This window comes from Herbaspirillum sp. Her2, assembly GCF_057961375.1.
This window is the reverse complement of the sequence record NZ_CM176331.1, coordinates 2,240,142-2,255,410: the sequence shown is the minus strand read 5'-3', so window position 1 is coordinate 2,255,410 and position 15,269 is coordinate 2,240,142. Positions and strand designations below refer to the sequence as shown.

Genomic DNA, 15,269 nt, shown 5'->3' with positions numbered 1-15,269 from the left:
CTGCATTTTCATCCAAATTATCTACTTCCAAGCATGACAACATTCGCTTTCGTCTTCCCGGGCCAGGGTTCGCAGGCCATCGGGATGCTCAATGGTTTCGCCGACAATGAAGTCGTCCGCCAGACCGTCGCAGAAGCTTCCGATGCCCTGCAGTTCGACCTGGGCAAGCTCATCGCTGAAGGTCCCAAGGAAGACCTGGACCTGACCACCAACACCCAGCCCGTCATGCTGACGGCTGCCGTGGCCTTCTATCGCGCCTGGCTGGCTGCAGGCGGCAAGGCACCGGCGCTCGTCGCCGGCCACAGCCTGGGCGAATATTCGGCACTGGTCGCCGCCGGCGTGATCGCCTTCAAGGATGCGGTACCGCTGGTGCGCTTCCGCGCGCAAGCCATGCAGGAAGCGGTGCCGGTCGGGCAGGGTGGTATGGCCGCCATTCTCGGTCTGTCTGATGAAGACGTGCGTGCTGCCTGCGCCGAAGCGGCGCAAGGTGAAGTGGTCGAGGCTGTCAACTTCAATGCCCCCGCACAAGTCGTGATCGCCGGCCACAAGGCCGCTGTCGGCCGTGCCTGCGACATCGCCAAGGCCAAGGGTGCCAAGCGCGCGCTGCCGCTGCCGGTGTCGGCGCCGTTCCACTCCTCGCTGCTCAAGCCGGCTTCGGATCGCCTGCAAGCCTATCTGGCCAACGTCGCCTTCGCCGCGCCGCAGATCCCGCTGATCAACAACGTCGATGTGGCCGTGGTCAACGATCCGGCTGCCATCAAGGATGCCCTGGTGCGCCAGGCGGCTGCGCCGGTACGCTGGGTCGAGACGGTGCAGAAGATGGGCGACGACGGCGTCACGCACCTGATCGAATGCGGTCCGGGCAAGGTGCTGACCGGCCTGACCAAGCGCATCAATGGTGACCTGGTGGGTGAAGCGATCGTCGACCAGGAATCCCTGAACAAAGTATTGGAGTTGCTGAAATGAGTGCATTGAATCTGCAAGGCCAGGTCGTCCTGGTGACCGGCGCTTCGCGCGGCATCGGCCGTGCCATCGCCACCGAACTGGCCCGACAGGGTGCCAAGGTGGTCGGTACGGCGACCTCGGAGTCGGGTGCTGCCGCCATCACCGAATACCTGGCGGCGCTGGGTCCGGAAGCCGGCCGTGGTGCGGTGCTCAATGTCAATGATGCCGAAGCCAGCGTGGCGCTGGTGGAGCGGGTGCAGAAGGAATTCGGCGCGCTCTCCATCCTGGTCAACAATGCCGGCATCACCCAGGACCAACTGGCCATGCGCATGAAGGACGAGGAGTGGGACAGCGTGATCGCCACCAACCTGACCGCCGTCGGCCGCCTTTCGCGCGCCGTGCTGCGTGGCATGATGAAGGCCCGTAGCGGCCGCATCATCAACATCACCTCGGTGGTGGGCGAGGCCGGCAATCCCGGCCAGATGAACTATGCCGCTGCCAAGGCCGGCGTGGCCGGCATGAGCCGCGCGCTGGCGCGTGAGATCGGCAGCCGCAACATCACCGTCAATTGCGTGGCGCCCGGCTTCATCGATACCGACATGACCAAGGCGCTGAACGAGCAGCAGTCCGCCGCCATCCTGCAGCAGATTCCGCTGGGACGCCTGGGTGCGGCTGAGGAGATCGCCTATGCGGTGGCCTTCCTGGCCTCGCCGCAAGCGGCCTACATCACCGGCACGACGCTCAATGTCAATGGCGGCATGTACATGGGTTAAGTAAGTCTTGGGGGCTTGATTCAAGTCCTTTTGACGACTTTTGTTTGCAGTTAAGCTGGACTTGGCACAATCTTGCCAGGAATAGTTAAAAGTAAATTTTCCGCGCGCAAACCTGCTAAAATGCGCGCACTTTTGTAACCTATCATCCCTCTGGAGGAACACTATGTCCGATATCGAACAACGCGTGAAGAAGATCGTCGCTGAGCAACTGGGCGTCGCCGAAGCCGACATCAAGAACGAATCGTCGTTCGTGGACGACCTGGGCGCCGACTCGCTGGACACCGTCGAGCTGGTCATGGCACTGGAAGATGAGTTCGAAATGGAAATCCCCGACGAACAAGCTGAAAAGATCACCACCGTGCAACAGGCGATCGACTACGCAAAGTCGCAAGTCAAGGCCTGATAAGGGCTTTGGTCAAAGTTTCAGGAGAATTGCTTGAGCCGCACTCGTGAACGTCGTGTAGTCATTACCGGCCTGGGATGCATCTCGCCTGTCGGCAACAACGTCGCCGATACGTGGAGTGCCATCAAGGAAGGCAAGTCCGGCATCGCTACCGTCACCAAGTTCGACGCAACCCCCTTCACCACGCACTTCGCCGGTGAAGTCAAGGGCTTCAATATCGAGGATTACATCCCCGCCAAGGAGGCGCGTCATATGGATACCTTCATCCACTTCGGTATGGCCGCCGGTATCCAGGCCATCCAGGACAGTGGATTGACGGTGACCGATGAGAATGCCGAGCGCATTGGCGTCATGATCGGTTCGGGCATCGGCGGCTTGCCGCTGATCGAAGAAACCCACGCCGAACTGACCAACCGTGGTCCGCGCCGCATCAGCCCCTTCTTCATTCCGGCCTCGATCATCAACATGATCTCGGGCAACTTGTCCATCAAGTTCGGTCTGAAGGGCCCCAACCTGGCGATCGTCACCGCCTGCACCACCGGCCTGCATTGCATCGGCTCTGCCGCACGCATGATCATGTACGGCGATGCGGATGTGATGGTGGCCGGCGGCGCTGAATCCAGCGTTTCGCCGCTGGGTATCGGTGGCTTCGCTTCGGCGCGCGCACTGTCGACCCGCAACGACGATCCCGCGACTGCGTCCCGCCCCTGGGACAAGGATCGCGACGGCTTCGTGCTGGGCGAGGGTGCCGGCGTGATGGTGCTCGAAGAGTACGAACACGCCAAGGCCCGTGGCGCCAAGATCTATGCAGAACTGCTCGGCTTCGGCATGAGTGGCGATGCCTACCACATGACTGCGCCCAACCTGGATGGTCCGCGCCGCTGCGTGCTCAATGCACTGCGCGATGCCGGCGTCAATCCGGATGAAGTGCAGTACCTGAACGCGCACGGTACGTCGACCCCCTTGGGCGACAAGAACGAATCCGACGCGATCAAGGCCGCATTCGGCGACCATGCTTACAAGATGGTTGTCAATTCGACCAAATCCATGACCGGTCACCTTCTGGGTGGTGCCGGTGGCCTGGAAACGGTGTTGACCGTGCTGGCAGTGCACAATCAGGTGTCGCCGCCGACGATGAACATCTTCAACCAGGATCCGGAGTGCGATCTGGATTACTGCGCCAACCAAGCGCGGGACATGAAGATCGATATTGCCGTCAAGAACTCCTTCGGGTTCGGCGGCACCAACGGTACCCTGGTCATCGGCAAGATGTAAAATGCAAGACCCGGCTTCCTTACGGAAGCCGGGTTTGTCGTTTTAATGGCGCACATTGCGCACTTTCCGCCCGGGCAACCCATGTCGATCGCAGTGTCTGCGGATATCAAACCTTCCCGCTTGCTCCTCCTGGTGACTGCCTTTGCGTCGCTGTGCGTGGCCTTGATCGGCGTAGTGCTGGTGTTTGGCCTGCCGGGTGCGTTGTCCTGGACTGCCCGCATCCTCTTGGCCATGAGCTGCATCCTGGCGGCGGCGCTGGCCATGGTGCTGGTGTTGCGCGCGCGCAAGGTGATCTGGCTGCATATTTCCGGCACCGGGCAGATTCGCGTAGTAGAGCACCTGCTGCCCTCGGCGCGCGCCAAGCCGCAGGTGATGAAAGCCGGACTGGCCCAGCTGCTGGCTGGCAGCACCATCTGGCCGGGCATGCTGTTTCTCCGCCTGCGCCTGGAAAATGGCAAGACCCGAACCATCCCCATTCTCACGGATTCCGTCTCCGAAGATACATTCCGTGCACTTTCCGTGGCGTGCCGCTGGCTGATCAGTCACAATACGGCCAAGGCAAGGATGCTGGAAAAATAAGGCTGGCAGACTTGAAAATTGCCGAGCTGGAAGCATCTGCGCGAGGCAATGACGATAAAACAACACGGCCATAAAAAACAAGGAACCCGGTTTGACGACAGAACGCGAAATAGACCAACAGCTTGTTGAGCGCGTCCAGCGTGGCGACAAGAAGGCGTTCGAGCTATTGGTAGTCAAGTATCAACGCAAGCTGATGCGCCTGGTGTCACGCCTGGTGCGCGACCAGGCCGAAGCCGAAGACGTGGTGCAGGAAGCCTTCATCAAGGCATATCGTGCGCTGCCGCAATTCCGCGGCGATTCGGCCTTCTATACCTGGCTTTACCGCATCGGCATCAACACTGCCAAGAACTATTTGGTCACCATGGGCCGCAGGGCGCCAACTTCGACAGAAGCAGATGCTGAAGAAGCTGAAACTTTTGACGACGCAGACCATCTGAGGGACATCAACACTCCAGAGTCGATGTTGGCCACCAAGCAGATTGCTCAGACGGTCAACGTGGCGATGGAGGCATTGCCGGAAGAATTACGTACTGCCATCACGTTGCGCGAGATCGAGGGGTTGAGCTACGACGAGATTGCAGATGCGATGAATTGTCCGATCGGCACCGTGCGCAGCCGTATTTTCCGCGCCCGGGAAGCAATTGCCGAGAAGTTGCGTCCACTGCTGGATACGGCGGCGGACAAGCGCTGGTAATGAGGCCACAAGCCTGTTGTCAAAAAGAAAATAATAAAGCGGGTATGGAACTAAGATATTTGCCGGGTGACTGCACATGGATACCAAAGTAACGACCAAAGAACAGATCTCAGCCCTCGCCGATGGTGAGCTGAGCACTGAAGAAATGACCCTTGCCTTCGCGGCCCTGCGTTCTTCCAAGGACGCCCAGGACGCTTGGGAGGATTACCATCGCATCGGCGAGGTGCTGCGTTCGGAGGAGATGGATGTCTCCCTGAGTGCCGGCTTCTCGGCCAAGATGAGCGCGCTGCTCGATGCCGAACCGACCATCGTTGCCCCGCAGGCCGCAGTGGCCGAGCCGGTCAAGGCAGCCGCGGCTGCTCCGGTGGTGCAAGCTGTGGTGGCTGCCAATGGCGACCATCGCGCGAGCCGTCCAGGCCGTCTGGTGCGTTTCCTGATGCCTAGCGCCGCAGCGGCTGCTGCTGCCGTGGCCGCCGTGTTCGTGGCCATGCCGCAGCAAGCGGTGGTGACGGCGGACGCCAAAGTGGCTGCCCCGGTGGCCCAGGTGGCGTCGGCTCCGGTCAATGTGCCTTCGGCCATTGCTACCGTGGCTGACACCAACGGCAATCCGCAGAACGTGAATCAACTGAGCTCGCTGGCCCAGCAGGGTGAAGTCAAGCGCGATCCGCGCATCGACGACTACCTGTTCGCTCACCAGCGCTTCTCGCCTTCCTACAGTTCGGCGCAATACGCCCGTTCCGCAGCCTTCTCCTCGGACGCAGACAAGTAAGATGCATCTGACGGGGCGTCTGTACGGCGTACTGTGCTTGCTGGCCACATTGTTGGGGTTCTCCTTGACGCCATCCGCTAAAGCGGCGGATGGCGTTTCTACAACTGCGGCCAGTGAAGCCAACACTTCTTCCGCATTGCTGGTGCAATTGCAAAAAATGCAATCTGCTGCCCAGCGTCTCAATTACTCAGGCAGTTTCGTCTACCAGCAGGCGGCGCAGATGCGCAGCTCGCGGGTCACCCATGTGGTAGCCGGCAAGAGCGAGCTGGAAAAACTGGAGCTGCTCGATGGCAAGCCGCGCGAATTCGTGCGCGACAACGAGGATGTGGCCAGCTATGACCCCGACCAGCGCATCGTGCGCCGGGAAAAACGGGTCACGCGCGACACCTTCCCGGCCATCGTCGATGCACGCCCGGAGGACCTGGCGCGCTTCTACCGGCTGCAGTCCGATGGCGATGAACGTGTGGCCGGCCGCAGCTGCCAGGCCATCGTGCTGGCACCGCGCGACAAGCTGCGCTACGGCTACCGTTTCTGTGCCGACCAGGCCACTGGCCTGCTCTTGCGCGTGCAGACGCTGGATGGCCGCGGCGAGGTGATCGAACAGATCGCCTTTACCCAGATCGACATCGGGGGGATTGATCGTGCCCGGGTCAACCCCACTTACAAGGACACGCGCGGCTGGCGCGTCGAGAAGGCGGCCCTGGTGCCGGCCGACCTGTCGGCCTGGCAAATTACGCCGCCGCCGGGTTTCCGGAAGATCCAGCAGGTGCGGCGCGTGATTTCCGATAGTGGTGAAGCGGGTGCGGCACCGGCACAGAACCGTCCGGCTGAGCGCGAAGTCTCGCAGATCGTGTTTTCCGACGGGCTGGCGGCCATTTCGGTCTTCATCGAGCCGGGTAGCCAGGGCCGGGAAGAGGGTACGATACAACAGGGTGCCATGAACATCCTGGGCCGACGCCAGGGCGATTACTGGTTGACCGTCGTTGGAGAAGTGCCCGCCGCTGCAATCCGTCAGGTAGCCAATTCCATTGAACTGAAATCCAAATAAAAGAGACCGTTGCAATGACTCCCATGAAGAACACTCTTGCCGGCGCCTTGCTGGCCGCGTCCGTCTTTGCTGCAGCACCGGCCGTGCAGGCCGCGTCTCCCGTGGCTTCGCCCACGGTGGCGGCCCTGCCTGACTTCGCTGACATCGTCGAGCGCACCGGTCCGGCGGTGGTGAATATTCGTACTACCGAGCGCGTGCGCCAGAATGCCCAAGGGCAGGGTGGTGGCATGGATGATCCGGAAATGCAGGAATTCTTCCGCCGCTTCTTCGGTATTCCCATCCCGCGTCAGCAGCAGCCGGGTACCCCGCGCGGCAATGGCAAGCAGGGTGGCCAGGGCCAGCAGGAAGAAGTGCCGCGTGGCGTGGGCTCGGGCTTCATCATCTCGGCCGATGGTTTCATCATGACCAATGCGCACGTGGTGGATGGGGCCAGCGAGGTCTACGTGACCCTGACCGACAAACGTGAATTCAAGGCCAGGATCGTGGGTTCGGATACCCGCACCGACGTGGCCGTGCTCAAGATCGATGGCAGCAACCTGCCGCGCCTGAACATGGGCGACTCCGACAAGATCCGTGTCGGTGAGTGGGTGCTGGCCATCGGCTCGCCCTTCGGCCTGGAGAACACCGTGACTGCCGGCATCGTTTCGGCCAAGGCGCGTGACACTGGCGACTATCTGCCGCTGATCCAGACCGACGTGGCGGTCAACCCGGGCAACTCGGGTGGCCCGCTGATCAACCTCAAGGGTGAAGTGGTCGGCATCAATTCGCAGATTTACAGCCGCTCCGGCGGCTTCATGGGGATCTCCTTTGCGGTGCCCATTGATGAGGCGCTGCGGGTAGCCGACCAGCTCAAGGCCAGCGGACGCGTCACGCGCGGCCGTATCGGCGTACAGATCGGTGAAGTGACCAAGGATGTGGCCGAATCGCTGGGCCTGGCCCGCGCGCAAGGCGCGCTGGTGCAACGCGTGGAAGCCGGTGGCCCGGCTGACAAGGCGGGCCTTGAGGCAGGCGACATCATCCTGAAATACAACGGTGCGGCCATCGAGCGCCCCAGCGACCTGCCGCGCATGGTCGGTGCCACCAAGCCGGGTGCCAAGGCCACCGTCAATATCTGGCGCAAGGGCAGTGCCCGCGAGGTCAGCGTGACCGTGGTCGAGCTGGAAGCCGACAAGCCCAAGCAGGCCGAGGAAAAGAAGGCCAAGCCCGACAACACCCCCAACTCCCTGGGCCTGGTGGTGAGCGACCTGAGTGATGCGCAGAAGAAGGAGCTGAAGGTCGACAACGGCGTGCTGGTGGAAAACGTCAGCGGTGCCGCCGCCGCCGCCGGCATCCGTCCGGGCGATGTCATCCAGCGCCTCAACGAGGTCGATGTCAACGACAGCAAGCAGTTCGGCCAGCTGGTGGCCAAGCTCGATGCCAAGAAGCGGGCAGCGGTGCTGGTGCGCCGTGGCGACTCTTCGCAGTTCGTGCCGCTGCGTCCGAACGGCGGCAACTGAGGCCGGGCCCTTTTTCCGTAAAATTGCCTGATACTTCAGCATGAAGGCTGCGGCTCCCTGGGGCCGCAGCCTTTTTCCTTGGTTCGCGTCGGGCTGAGGGAAGAAACTTTCATATGAGCCTATGACCACCCCTTCTTCGCCCTCAGCCGCAGGGCAAGCCTTGCACTTCATCATCTATTCGCGCAGCTACTGCCACCTGTGCGAAGACCTGCGTGACGCCTTGCGCCAAGCACTGGGCGAGATCCCGGCCGTGATCGAGATGGTCGATGTGGACGCCGATGAGGCGTTGGTGGCGCGTTACGACGAGCTGGTGCCGGTGTTGATGGGGCAGGGGCGCGATGGCCAGTGGCAGGAGTTGTGTCATTACCATCTGGATAAGGCGCGCCTGCAGACGTTTGTTGTTGAAATGAAATAAGTTGTGTTGTCGCAGCCAGGTCCGGCTGCGCGGCCTGGCACCGGAAAGTCGGGCTTGTCCCTGTGAATTCCGGTAAAATGCCGGGTCGAATAAGCTGTTGCAAAGGCGCTCGGCTGGGCAAAGCCCGCTACAGAGCGCCTTTTTTCATCGTTTCCAGTCTGTTAATGAACAATATCCGTAATTTCTCGATCATCGCCCACATCGATCACGGCAAGTCCACGCTCGCCGACCGCATCATCCAGTTGTGCGGGGGCTTGTCCAACCGCGAGATGGAAGCCCAGGTGCTGGATTCGATGGATATCGAGCGCGAGCGCGGCATCACCATCAAGGCCCAGACCGCAGCCCTGGCCTACAAGGCCAAGGATGGCCAGATCTACAACCTCAACCTGATCGACACCCCGGGGCACGTCGACTTCAGCTATGAAGTCTCGCGCTCGCTGTCGGCCTGCGAAGGCGCGCTGCTGGTGGTCGACGCCTCCCAAGGCGTGGAAGCGCAGACGGTGGCCAACTGCTACACCGCCCTGGACCTGGGCGTGGAAGTGGTGCCGGTCTTGAACAAGATCGACCTGCCCTCCGCTGATCCGGACAACGCCAAGAGCGAGATCGAGGACGTGATCGGCATCGACGCCTCCGACGCCACTCCCTGCTCGGCCAAGACCGGCCTGGGCGTGGAAGACGTGCTTGAAGCCATCGTGGCCAAGGTGCCGGCCCCCAAGGGCGACCCGGATGCACCGCTGCAGGCGCTGATCATCGATTCCTGGTTCGACAACTACGTCGGCGTGGTCATGCTGGTGCGCATCGTCAATGGCACCTTGCGTCCCAAGGACAAGATCCTGCTGATGGCCACCGAGACCCAGTACCTGACCGAAAGCATTGGCGTGTTCACGCCCAAGTCGCAATCGCGCGACTCCCTGACGGCAGGGCAGGTCGGTTTCGTCATCGCCGGCATCAAGGAACTGAAGTCCGCGCGCGTGGGTGACACCATCACCCTGGCCGGCAAGCCGGCCCCGGCGCCGCTGCCCGGCTTCAAGGAAGTGCAGCCGCAGGTGTTTGCGGGCCTGTTCCCGGTGGAAGCCAACCAGTACGACGCCCTGCGCGACTCGCTGGAAAAATTGAAGCTCAATGACGCCGCCCTGATGTATGAGCCGGAAGTTTCGCAGGCGCTGGGCTTCGGCTTCCGCTGCGGCTTCCTGGGCCTGCTGCACATGGAAATCGTGCAGGAACGCCTGGAGCGCGAGTTCGACATGGACCTCATCACCACCGCGCCGACGGTGGTGTACGAAGTGCAGCAGCGCGACGGCACCCTGCTGATGGTGGACAACCCGTCGAAGATGCCGGAAGTGTCCAAGATCGAGGAAATCCGTGAACCCATCGTCACCGTCAACCTGTACATGCCGCAGGAATACGTGGGTTCGGTCATCACCCTGTGCACGCAGAAGCGCGGCATCCAGATGAACATGAGCTATCACGGCAAGCAGGTGCAGCTGACCTATGAAATGCCGATGGCCGAAATCGTGCTGGACTTCTTCGATCGCCTCAAGTCCACCTCGCGCGGCTATGCCTCCATGGACTATGAGTTCAAGGAATATCGCGCGGCAGATGTGGTCAAGGTCGACATGCTGATCAACAGCGAAAAGGTCGATGCGCTGGCCATCATCGTGCACCGTGCCGCGGCGCAGATCCGCGGTCGCCAGGTGGCGGCCAAGATGCGCGAACTGATCCCGCGCCAGATGTTCGATGTGGCGATCCAGGCGGCTATCGGTGCCACCATCATTTCGCGCGAAAACGTCAAGGCCATGCGCAAGAACGTGCTGGCCAAGTGCTACGGCGGCGACATCTCCCGCAAGCGCAAGCTGCTCGAAAAGCAGAAGGCCGGCAAGAAGCGCATGAAGCAGGTGGGCTCGGTCGAAATTCCGCAGGAAGCATTCCTGGCAATCTTACAAGTGGACGATAAATAACATGCAGGCTTTGTTGGGCAACTTCGCACTCATTCTGTTCGTGCTGATGCTGGTGACCGGCGTGATCTGGTTCGCCGACACCTTCTTCCTCTCCAAGCAGCGCCGCGCCCGCGCCGACGCCGCCCTGGCCGAGTTCGACGCCGCTGTCGCGCGCGACCAGGCGCAAGGCGTCAAGCGTGACGGTACCGTCGCCACCGCCCGTGCCGACCTGCAGGCGCGCCACCTGAAGCAGCCGGCCTGGATCGAATATTCCGGCAGCTTCTTCCCGGTAATCGCGCTGGTGTTCTGCCTGCGCTCCTTCCTGTATGAACCGTTCAAGATCCCGTCCAGCTCGATGGTGCCGACGCTGCTGGTGGGCGACCTGATCCTGGTGAACAAATTCACCTACGGTATCCGCCTGCCCATCATCAACAAGAAGATCATCGAAGTGAACCAGCCGCAGCGCGGCGACGTCATGGTCTTCAAGTACCCAAAGGACATGTCGGTGGACTACATCAAGCGCGTGGTAGGTGTGCCTGGTGATAAAATAGTCTATAAAAACAAGCGCTTAACGGTTAATGGTGAACAAATTTCTTACAAAGCGCTGCCGGATTATCTGGATGACGAAAATCTGACGTACTATAAGCAATGGCAGGAAAACCTGACCGGCGTGGAGCACAAGATTCTCACTGATGAGCGTGCTCCCAACTTCGTGCCCAATCCCGATGCCTTCCCGCATCATGAGCTGTGCACCTACAACGCCGAAGGTTTCGCCTGCACGGTGCCGCCGGGTGAATATTTCATGATGGGCGACAACCGGGACAACAGCCTCGACAGTCGCTACTGGGGCTTTGTGCCGGACCAGAACATCGTCGGCAAGGCCTTCTTTGTCTGGATGAACCTGGGCGATATCAAGCGGATCGGCAGCTTCCACTAAGAGCGCGCCGCATCCTGGTCCAGCAGCTTGCGCAGTTTCTGCAGTTTCCAATTGGCAACTTTGCATTGTGGAGGCAGACCCGGAGCAGTTTTCAGCTTTGCTTTGAACCGATCCCGCTGACTGGTCAGGCTGGTAATCCCCGATCCACGCGCCACTGCGCGTATCGGGGCGGCAGACTGAATGACGGATGAAAAAATGGATCCTCAACTCTTGCAACAACGGCTAGGCCACCCATTCAAGGATGCTTCGCTCCTGCAGCAGGCCTTGACCCACCGTAGCCATAGCGCCTTGCATAACGAGCGGCTGGAATTCCTCGGCGATTCGGTGCTGAACTGCGTGGTGGCCTCGCTGCTCTTCGAACGCTACGACAAGATCGACGAAGGCGACCTCTCGCGCCTGCGCGCCAACCTGGTCAAGCAGCAATCCCTGTATGAAATCGCCCAGCGGCTGGAGCTCTCGCAGTTCCTGCGCCTGGGTGAAGGCGAACTCAAATCCGGCGGCTTCCGCCGTCCCTCGATCCTGGCCGATACGCTGGAGGCGCTCTTTGGCGCGATCTTCCTCGATTCCGGTTTCGAGGCAGCGCGTGCGGTGATTCGCTCGCTCTATGTCCCGGTACTGGAACACGTCGATCCCAAGACCCTGGGCAAGGATGCCAAGACCCTGCTGCAGGAGTTTTTGCAGGGCAAGAAGATCCCGCTGCCGCAGTACAACGTCATCGCCACCCATGGTGCGGCCCACAGTCAGGAATTCGAGATCGAATGCCTGGTGCCCAAGCTGGACATCCAGGTCTTCGGCACCGGCGGCAGCCGCCGCGCTGGCGAGCAGGCCGCCGCCAAGCTGGCCCTGGAAGCGGTGCAGCTGGCACTGGCCAAGACCCCGTCTGCCGGCCGCAAGCCGCGTGCCCGCACCACCCAGCTGAAACTGGCCGGCATCGCCACCATCCAGCCGGACGCCCCCGAGCACGATGCGGGCAAGGGCAATCGTCCCGACGCCTCAACGGCCAATGGCAGCAAGCCTGCCAAGCCAGCCAAGGAGCTGAAGGAACCCAAGGAACAGAAGGGCGCGCCGGTTGCGGCGCGCAACGAAGGCAAGACCACCGGCGACCGCACTGAAACGGCCGCAGCAGAACCCATTTCGGCGGCTTCATCCGCCTCGCAATCCAGAACAGCATGACAGATTCCCCCATGGCCGACGACGCATCGGCGCAGACCCCCGAGAGCGATTACCGTTGCGGCTACATCGCCATCGTCGGTCGTCCCAACGTTGGCAAGTCGACCCTCATGAACGTGCTGGTCGGCGCCAAGGTCAGCATCACTTCGCGCAAGGCCCAGACCACGCGCCACCGCATCACCGGCATCCAGACCATCGAGAACACCCAGTATGTCTACGTCGACACGCCGGGCTTCCAGACTCGTCACAGCAATGCCCTCAACAAGACCCTTAACCGCACCGTCACCAATACCCTGACGGCGTCCGACGTGATCCTGTTCGTGATCGAAGCCGGTACCTTCGGCCCGGCCGACAAGCAGGTGCTTGATCTTCTGCCGGCCAACGTGCCCTGCATCCTGGTTTTGAACAAGGCCGACCGCAACAAGGACAAGACCACGCTCATGCCCTTCGCCCGCGAAGTGGCTTCGCACCATGATTTCGCCGCCGTGGTGCCGGTCTCGGCCAAGCAGCGCTTCCAGCTCGATCGCCTGCAGGAAGAAGTGCGCAAGCTGCTGCCGCAGAATCCGCCGATGTTCGACGAAGACGACATCACCGACCGCAGCGAGAAATTCCTGGCCTCCGAAATCGTGCGCGAGAAGGTGTTCCGCTTCGTCGGTGAAGAATTGCCCTATACCAGCACGGTCCTGATCGAAAAGTTCGAGCAGGAAGGCAACCTGCGCCGCATCTTCGCGGCCATCCTGGTCGAACGCGACACCCACAAGGCCATGGTGATCGGCCAGAAGGGCGCGCGCCTGAAGGAAATTTCCACACAGGCGCGCCTGGACATGGAGCGCCTCTTCGGTGGTCCGGTCTACCTGGAGATCTGGGTCAAGGTCAAATCGGGCTGGGCCGACAACGAAGCCGGCCTGCGCGCCTACGGCTACGAGTGAGCCCGCGTGCGGCCTTCTGCGGGCTGCGCGCAATCCCTGCATAATCATGGCATTACGCCGCGCCCCAACGACGTGGCTTCACGCATTCAGGACGGATATCCATGACCACCATGCTCAACGAACCCCAGCTCGACGGCCAGGTAGCTGATCCGGCCGCGCCGGTCGCGCCCCAGGCACCGGCCAAGGCCCCGGCGCGCAAGCCGGCCGCGCCCCGTGCGCGCAGCCGCGCGGTGCCGGAGAAGGAGCACAAGGTCCTGGCGCAGCCGGGCTTCGTGCTGCACAGCTATCCCTACAAGGAAACCAGCCTGATCATCGACGTGTTCTCGCGCGATCACGGCCGTATCGCCTTGGTGGCCAAGGGGGCCAAGCGTCCGCATTCCAAACTGCGTGGAGCCTTGCAGACCTTCCAGCCGCTCTCGCTGTCGTGGAGCGGCAAGTCCGAAGTGCGCACGCTGACCGATGCCGAATGGGTAGGCGGTCTGCTGCCGCTGGAAAAATCAGCGCTGCTGTGCGGTTTCTACCTCAATGAATTGCTGGTCAAGCTGCTGGCGCGCGAAGATGCGCACCCGGCGCTGTTCGACCATTACGTGGCCACCCTCAACAAGCTGGCCCATGGCGAAAATGCTCCCATCGTGCTGCGCCAGTTCGAACGCATCCTGTTGAAGCAAACCGGCGTGGCCGGCAACTGGAGCCATTGTGTGGCCAGCGGCAAGACCGTGCAGCCCGATGGCATCTACGTCGTCGATCCGGAGCAGGGCACGCGTCCTGAACGCATTTCCGACCGTGCACCCAAGGTCTCCGGCAAGACGCTGCTGGACATGGAACGCGAAGACTACAGCGACCCCACCACGCAATTGCAGAGCAAGTTCCTGATGCGCTACCTGCTGTCGCATCACCTGGGCGGTGCGCAGCTGAACACGCGTCAGATCCTGATCGACTTGATGCAACTGTGATGGCGCGGCGGCCCGCTTGCCGCCGGCCAGAACATGCTGCCACTTGATCCCGTCTGTTCCCGCGTGCGATCCCGAGCCGCTACAATCCAGAACTGGCTGCACGGTTCTTCACGTGCAGCCTTGAGCACATCCCGACATCATTCCAACGAAGCTTCCTGACACCATGAGTTTCCTGCAGCCTGCCGGCCCGGTCATCGACCTGGGCATCAACATCGATCACGTCGCCACCTTGCGCAATGCGCGCGGCACCCGTTATCCCGATCCCATCCGCGCCGCGCTGGAAGCCGAGGAAGCCGGTGCCGATGCGATCACCTTGCACCTGCGTGAAGACCGCCGCCACATCCGCGATGAAGACGTCAAGGCCATCCGCCCGCTGCTGCAGACGCGCATGAATCTGGAAGCCGCCGTCACCAAAGAAATGATCGATTTCGCCTGTGGCATCCAGCCGCAGGATGTCTGCCTGGTGCCGGAGAAGCGTACCGAAGTCACCACCGAAGGCGGCCTGGACGTGCGCGGCCATTTTGCCGACGTGCAGGCGGCGATCCGCCAGTTGCAGCAGGAGAGCATTCGCGTCTCTTTGTTCATTGATCCGGATGTCGAGCAGATCCAGGCCGCCGCAGAATCGGGCGCCCCCGTCATCGAGCTTCATACCGGCCGTTATGCCGATGCCACCAGCGAGCGTGAACAGCAGGAAGAGCTGGAGCGCATCCGCATCGCCGTGCAGGCTGGCGTCAAGCTCGGCCTGAAGGTCAATGCCGGCCACGGGCTGCATTACACCAACGTCCAGGCCATCGCCGCCATTCCCGAGATCGCTGAGCTGAACATCGGCCACGCCGTGGTTGCCCATGCGGTCTTTGCCGGCTGGCGCAATGCGGTCTCCGAGATGAAGGCCATCATGGTCAAGGCCCGCCTGAACGCCCTGAAGGCCAAGGCTTGAGGCGCGCCG

16 protein-coding genes are annotated in these 15,269 nt (G+C 61.7%); all 16 read left to right on the top strand.

Going from position 1 to position 15,269, the window contains the following annotated elements; all coding sequences use genetic code 11:
- Positions 1 to 33 precede the first annotated feature (33 nt).
- The 16 genes from fabD to pdxJ all read left to right on the top strand — a co-directional run bounded on the left by fabD (position 34) and on the right by pdxJ (position 15,260).
- Positions 34 to 966 (top strand): ACP S-malonyltransferase, encoded by a 933-nt coding sequence (gene fabD / locus ACWHXP_RS10270; protein ID WP_134222093.1) that lies wholly within the window; start codon positions 34 to 36, stop codon positions 964 to 966.
- On the top strand, positions 963 to 1,718 hold the full coding sequence (gene fabG / locus ACWHXP_RS10265) for a 3-oxoacyl-ACP reductase FabG (protein WP_489633914.1): 756 nt from the start codon (positions 963 to 965) through the stop codon (positions 1,716 to 1,718). Before fabD ends, fabG begins: the two co-directional genes overlap by 4 nt.
- 163 nt (positions 1,719 to 1,881) lie before the next feature.
- Positions 1,882 to 2,121 carry an acyl carrier protein gene (acpP, locus tag ACWHXP_RS10260; RefSeq protein ID WP_006463505.1) on the top strand — a complete coding sequence of 80 codons (240 nt, stop codon included), beginning with the start codon at positions 1,882 to 1,884 and terminating at the stop codon, positions 2,119 to 2,121.
- 33 nt (positions 2,122 to 2,154) lie between these two features.
- On the top strand, positions 2,155 to 3,396 hold the full coding sequence (gene fabF / locus ACWHXP_RS10255; protein WP_039786392.1) for a beta-ketoacyl-ACP synthase II: 1,242 nt from the start codon (positions 2,155 to 2,157) through the stop codon (positions 3,394 to 3,396).
- 81 nt (positions 3,397 to 3,477) lie between these two features.
- Positions 3,478 to 3,975, top strand: coding sequence for a protein YgfX (locus tag ACWHXP_RS10250; RefSeq protein ID WP_489625312.1), 498 nt, complete (start codon positions 3,478 to 3,480; stop codon positions 3,973 to 3,975).
- Between the two features lie 91 nt (positions 3,976 to 4,066).
- On the top strand, positions 4,067 to 4,669 hold the full coding sequence (gene rpoE, locus ACWHXP_RS10245) for an RNA polymerase sigma factor RpoE (RefSeq protein WP_006463502.1): 603 nt from the start codon (positions 4,067 to 4,069) through the stop codon (positions 4,667 to 4,669).
- A gap of 76 nt (positions 4,670 to 4,745) precedes the next feature.
- Positions 4,746 to 5,438, top strand: coding sequence for a sigma-E factor negative regulatory protein (locus ACWHXP_RS10240; protein WP_489633915.1), 693 nt, complete (start codon positions 4,746 to 4,748; stop codon positions 5,436 to 5,438).
- Between the two features lies 1 nt (position 5,439).
- Positions 5,440 to 6,486, top strand: a complete 1,047-nt coding sequence (locus ACWHXP_RS10235) for a MucB/RseB C-terminal domain-containing protein (protein ID WP_489633916.1) — start codon at positions 5,440 to 5,442, stop codon at positions 6,484 to 6,486.
- A gap of 14 nt (positions 6,487 to 6,500) precedes the next feature.
- Positions 6,501 to 7,982, top strand: coding sequence for a DegQ family serine endoprotease (locus ACWHXP_RS10230; RefSeq protein WP_489633917.1), 1,482 nt, complete (start codon positions 6,501 to 6,503; stop codon positions 7,980 to 7,982).
- 121 nt (positions 7,983 to 8,103) lie between these two features.
- Positions 8,104 to 8,397, top strand: coding sequence for a glutaredoxin family protein (locus ACWHXP_RS10225; protein ID WP_489625315.1), 294 nt, complete (start codon positions 8,104 to 8,106; stop codon positions 8,395 to 8,397).
- A 164-nt stretch (positions 8,398 to 8,561) separates the two neighbouring features.
- The gene (gene lepA / locus ACWHXP_RS10220; protein WP_134135200.1) at positions 8,562 to 10,355 is read left to right on the top strand and encodes a translation elongation factor 4; all 1,794 of its coding nucleotides are present in this window, start codon (positions 8,562 to 8,564) and stop codon (positions 10,353 to 10,355) included.
- Position 10,356: 1 nt separating this feature from the next.
- Complete coding sequence (gene lepB, locus ACWHXP_RS10215; protein ID WP_121039550.1) at positions 10,357 to 11,271, top strand: signal peptidase I; 915 nt, start codon at positions 10,357 to 10,359, stop codon at positions 11,269 to 11,271.
- Positions 11,272 to 11,466: 195 nt separating this feature from the next.
- Positions 11,467 to 12,444: a ribonuclease III gene (gene rnc / locus ACWHXP_RS10210; RefSeq protein WP_134222098.1), complete on the top strand. Its 978-nt coding sequence runs from the start codon at positions 11,467 to 11,469 to the stop codon at positions 12,442 to 12,444.
- Entirely contained in the window at positions 12,441 to 13,370 is a 930-nt protein-coding gene (gene era, locus ACWHXP_RS10205) for a GTPase Era (RefSeq protein WP_088753666.1), read from the top strand. Before rnc ends, era begins: the two co-directional genes overlap by 4 nt.
- 101 nt (positions 13,371 to 13,471) lie before the next feature.
- Entirely contained in the window at positions 13,472 to 14,323 is an 852-nt protein-coding gene (recO, locus tag ACWHXP_RS10200; protein WP_343741197.1) for a DNA repair protein RecO, read from the top strand.
- 163 nt (positions 14,324 to 14,486) lie between these two features.
- Complete coding sequence (gene pdxJ / locus ACWHXP_RS10195; protein WP_489625316.1) at positions 14,487 to 15,260, top strand: pyridoxine 5'-phosphate synthase; 774 nt, start codon at positions 14,487 to 14,489, stop codon at positions 15,258 to 15,260.
- The last annotated feature ends 9 nt before the right edge of the window (positions 15,261 to 15,269 follow it).

Coding starts and splice junctions, on each gene's coding strand:
- fabD (WP_134222093.1), top strand. CDS start 34: ATGACAACATTCGCTTTCGTCTTCCCGGGCCAGGGTTCGCAGGCCATC.
- fabG (WP_489633914.1), top strand. CDS start 963: ATGAGTGCATTGAATCTGCAAGGCCAGGTCGTCCTGGTGACCGGCGCT.
- acpP (WP_006463505.1), top strand. CDS start 1,882: ATGTCCGATATCGAACAACGCGTGAAGAAGATCGTCGCTGAGCAACTG.
- ACWHXP_RS10250 (WP_489625312.1), top strand. CDS start 3,478: ATGTCGATCGCAGTGTCTGCGGATATCAAACCTTCCCGCTTGCTCCTC.
- ACWHXP_RS10240 (WP_489633915.1), top strand. CDS start 4,746: ATGGATACCAAAGTAACGACCAAAGAACAGATCTCAGCCCTCGCCGAT.
- ACWHXP_RS10235 (WP_489633916.1), top strand. CDS start 5,440: ATGCATCTGACGGGGCGTCTGTACGGCGTACTGTGCTTGCTGGCCACA.
- ACWHXP_RS10230 (WP_489633917.1), top strand. CDS start 6,501: ATGACTCCCATGAAGAACACTCTTGCCGGCGCCTTGCTGGCCGCGTCC.
- ACWHXP_RS10225 (WP_489625315.1), top strand. CDS start 8,104: ATGACCACCCCTTCTTCGCCCTCAGCCGCAGGGCAAGCCTTGCACTTC.
- lepA (WP_134135200.1), top strand. CDS start 8,562: ATGAACAATATCCGTAATTTCTCGATCATCGCCCACATCGATCACGGC.
- lepB (WP_121039550.1), top strand. CDS start 10,357: ATGCAGGCTTTGTTGGGCAACTTCGCACTCATTCTGTTCGTGCTGATG.
- rnc (WP_134222098.1), top strand. CDS start 11,467: ATGGATCCTCAACTCTTGCAACAACGGCTAGGCCACCCATTCAAGGAT.
- era (WP_088753666.1), top strand. CDS start 12,441: ATGACAGATTCCCCCATGGCCGACGACGCATCGGCGCAGACCCCCGAG.
- recO (WP_343741197.1), top strand. CDS start 13,472: ATGACCACCATGCTCAACGAACCCCAGCTCGACGGCCAGGTAGCTGAT.
- pdxJ (WP_489625316.1), top strand. CDS start 14,487: ATGAGTTTCCTGCAGCCTGCCGGCCCGGTCATCGACCTGGGCATCAAC.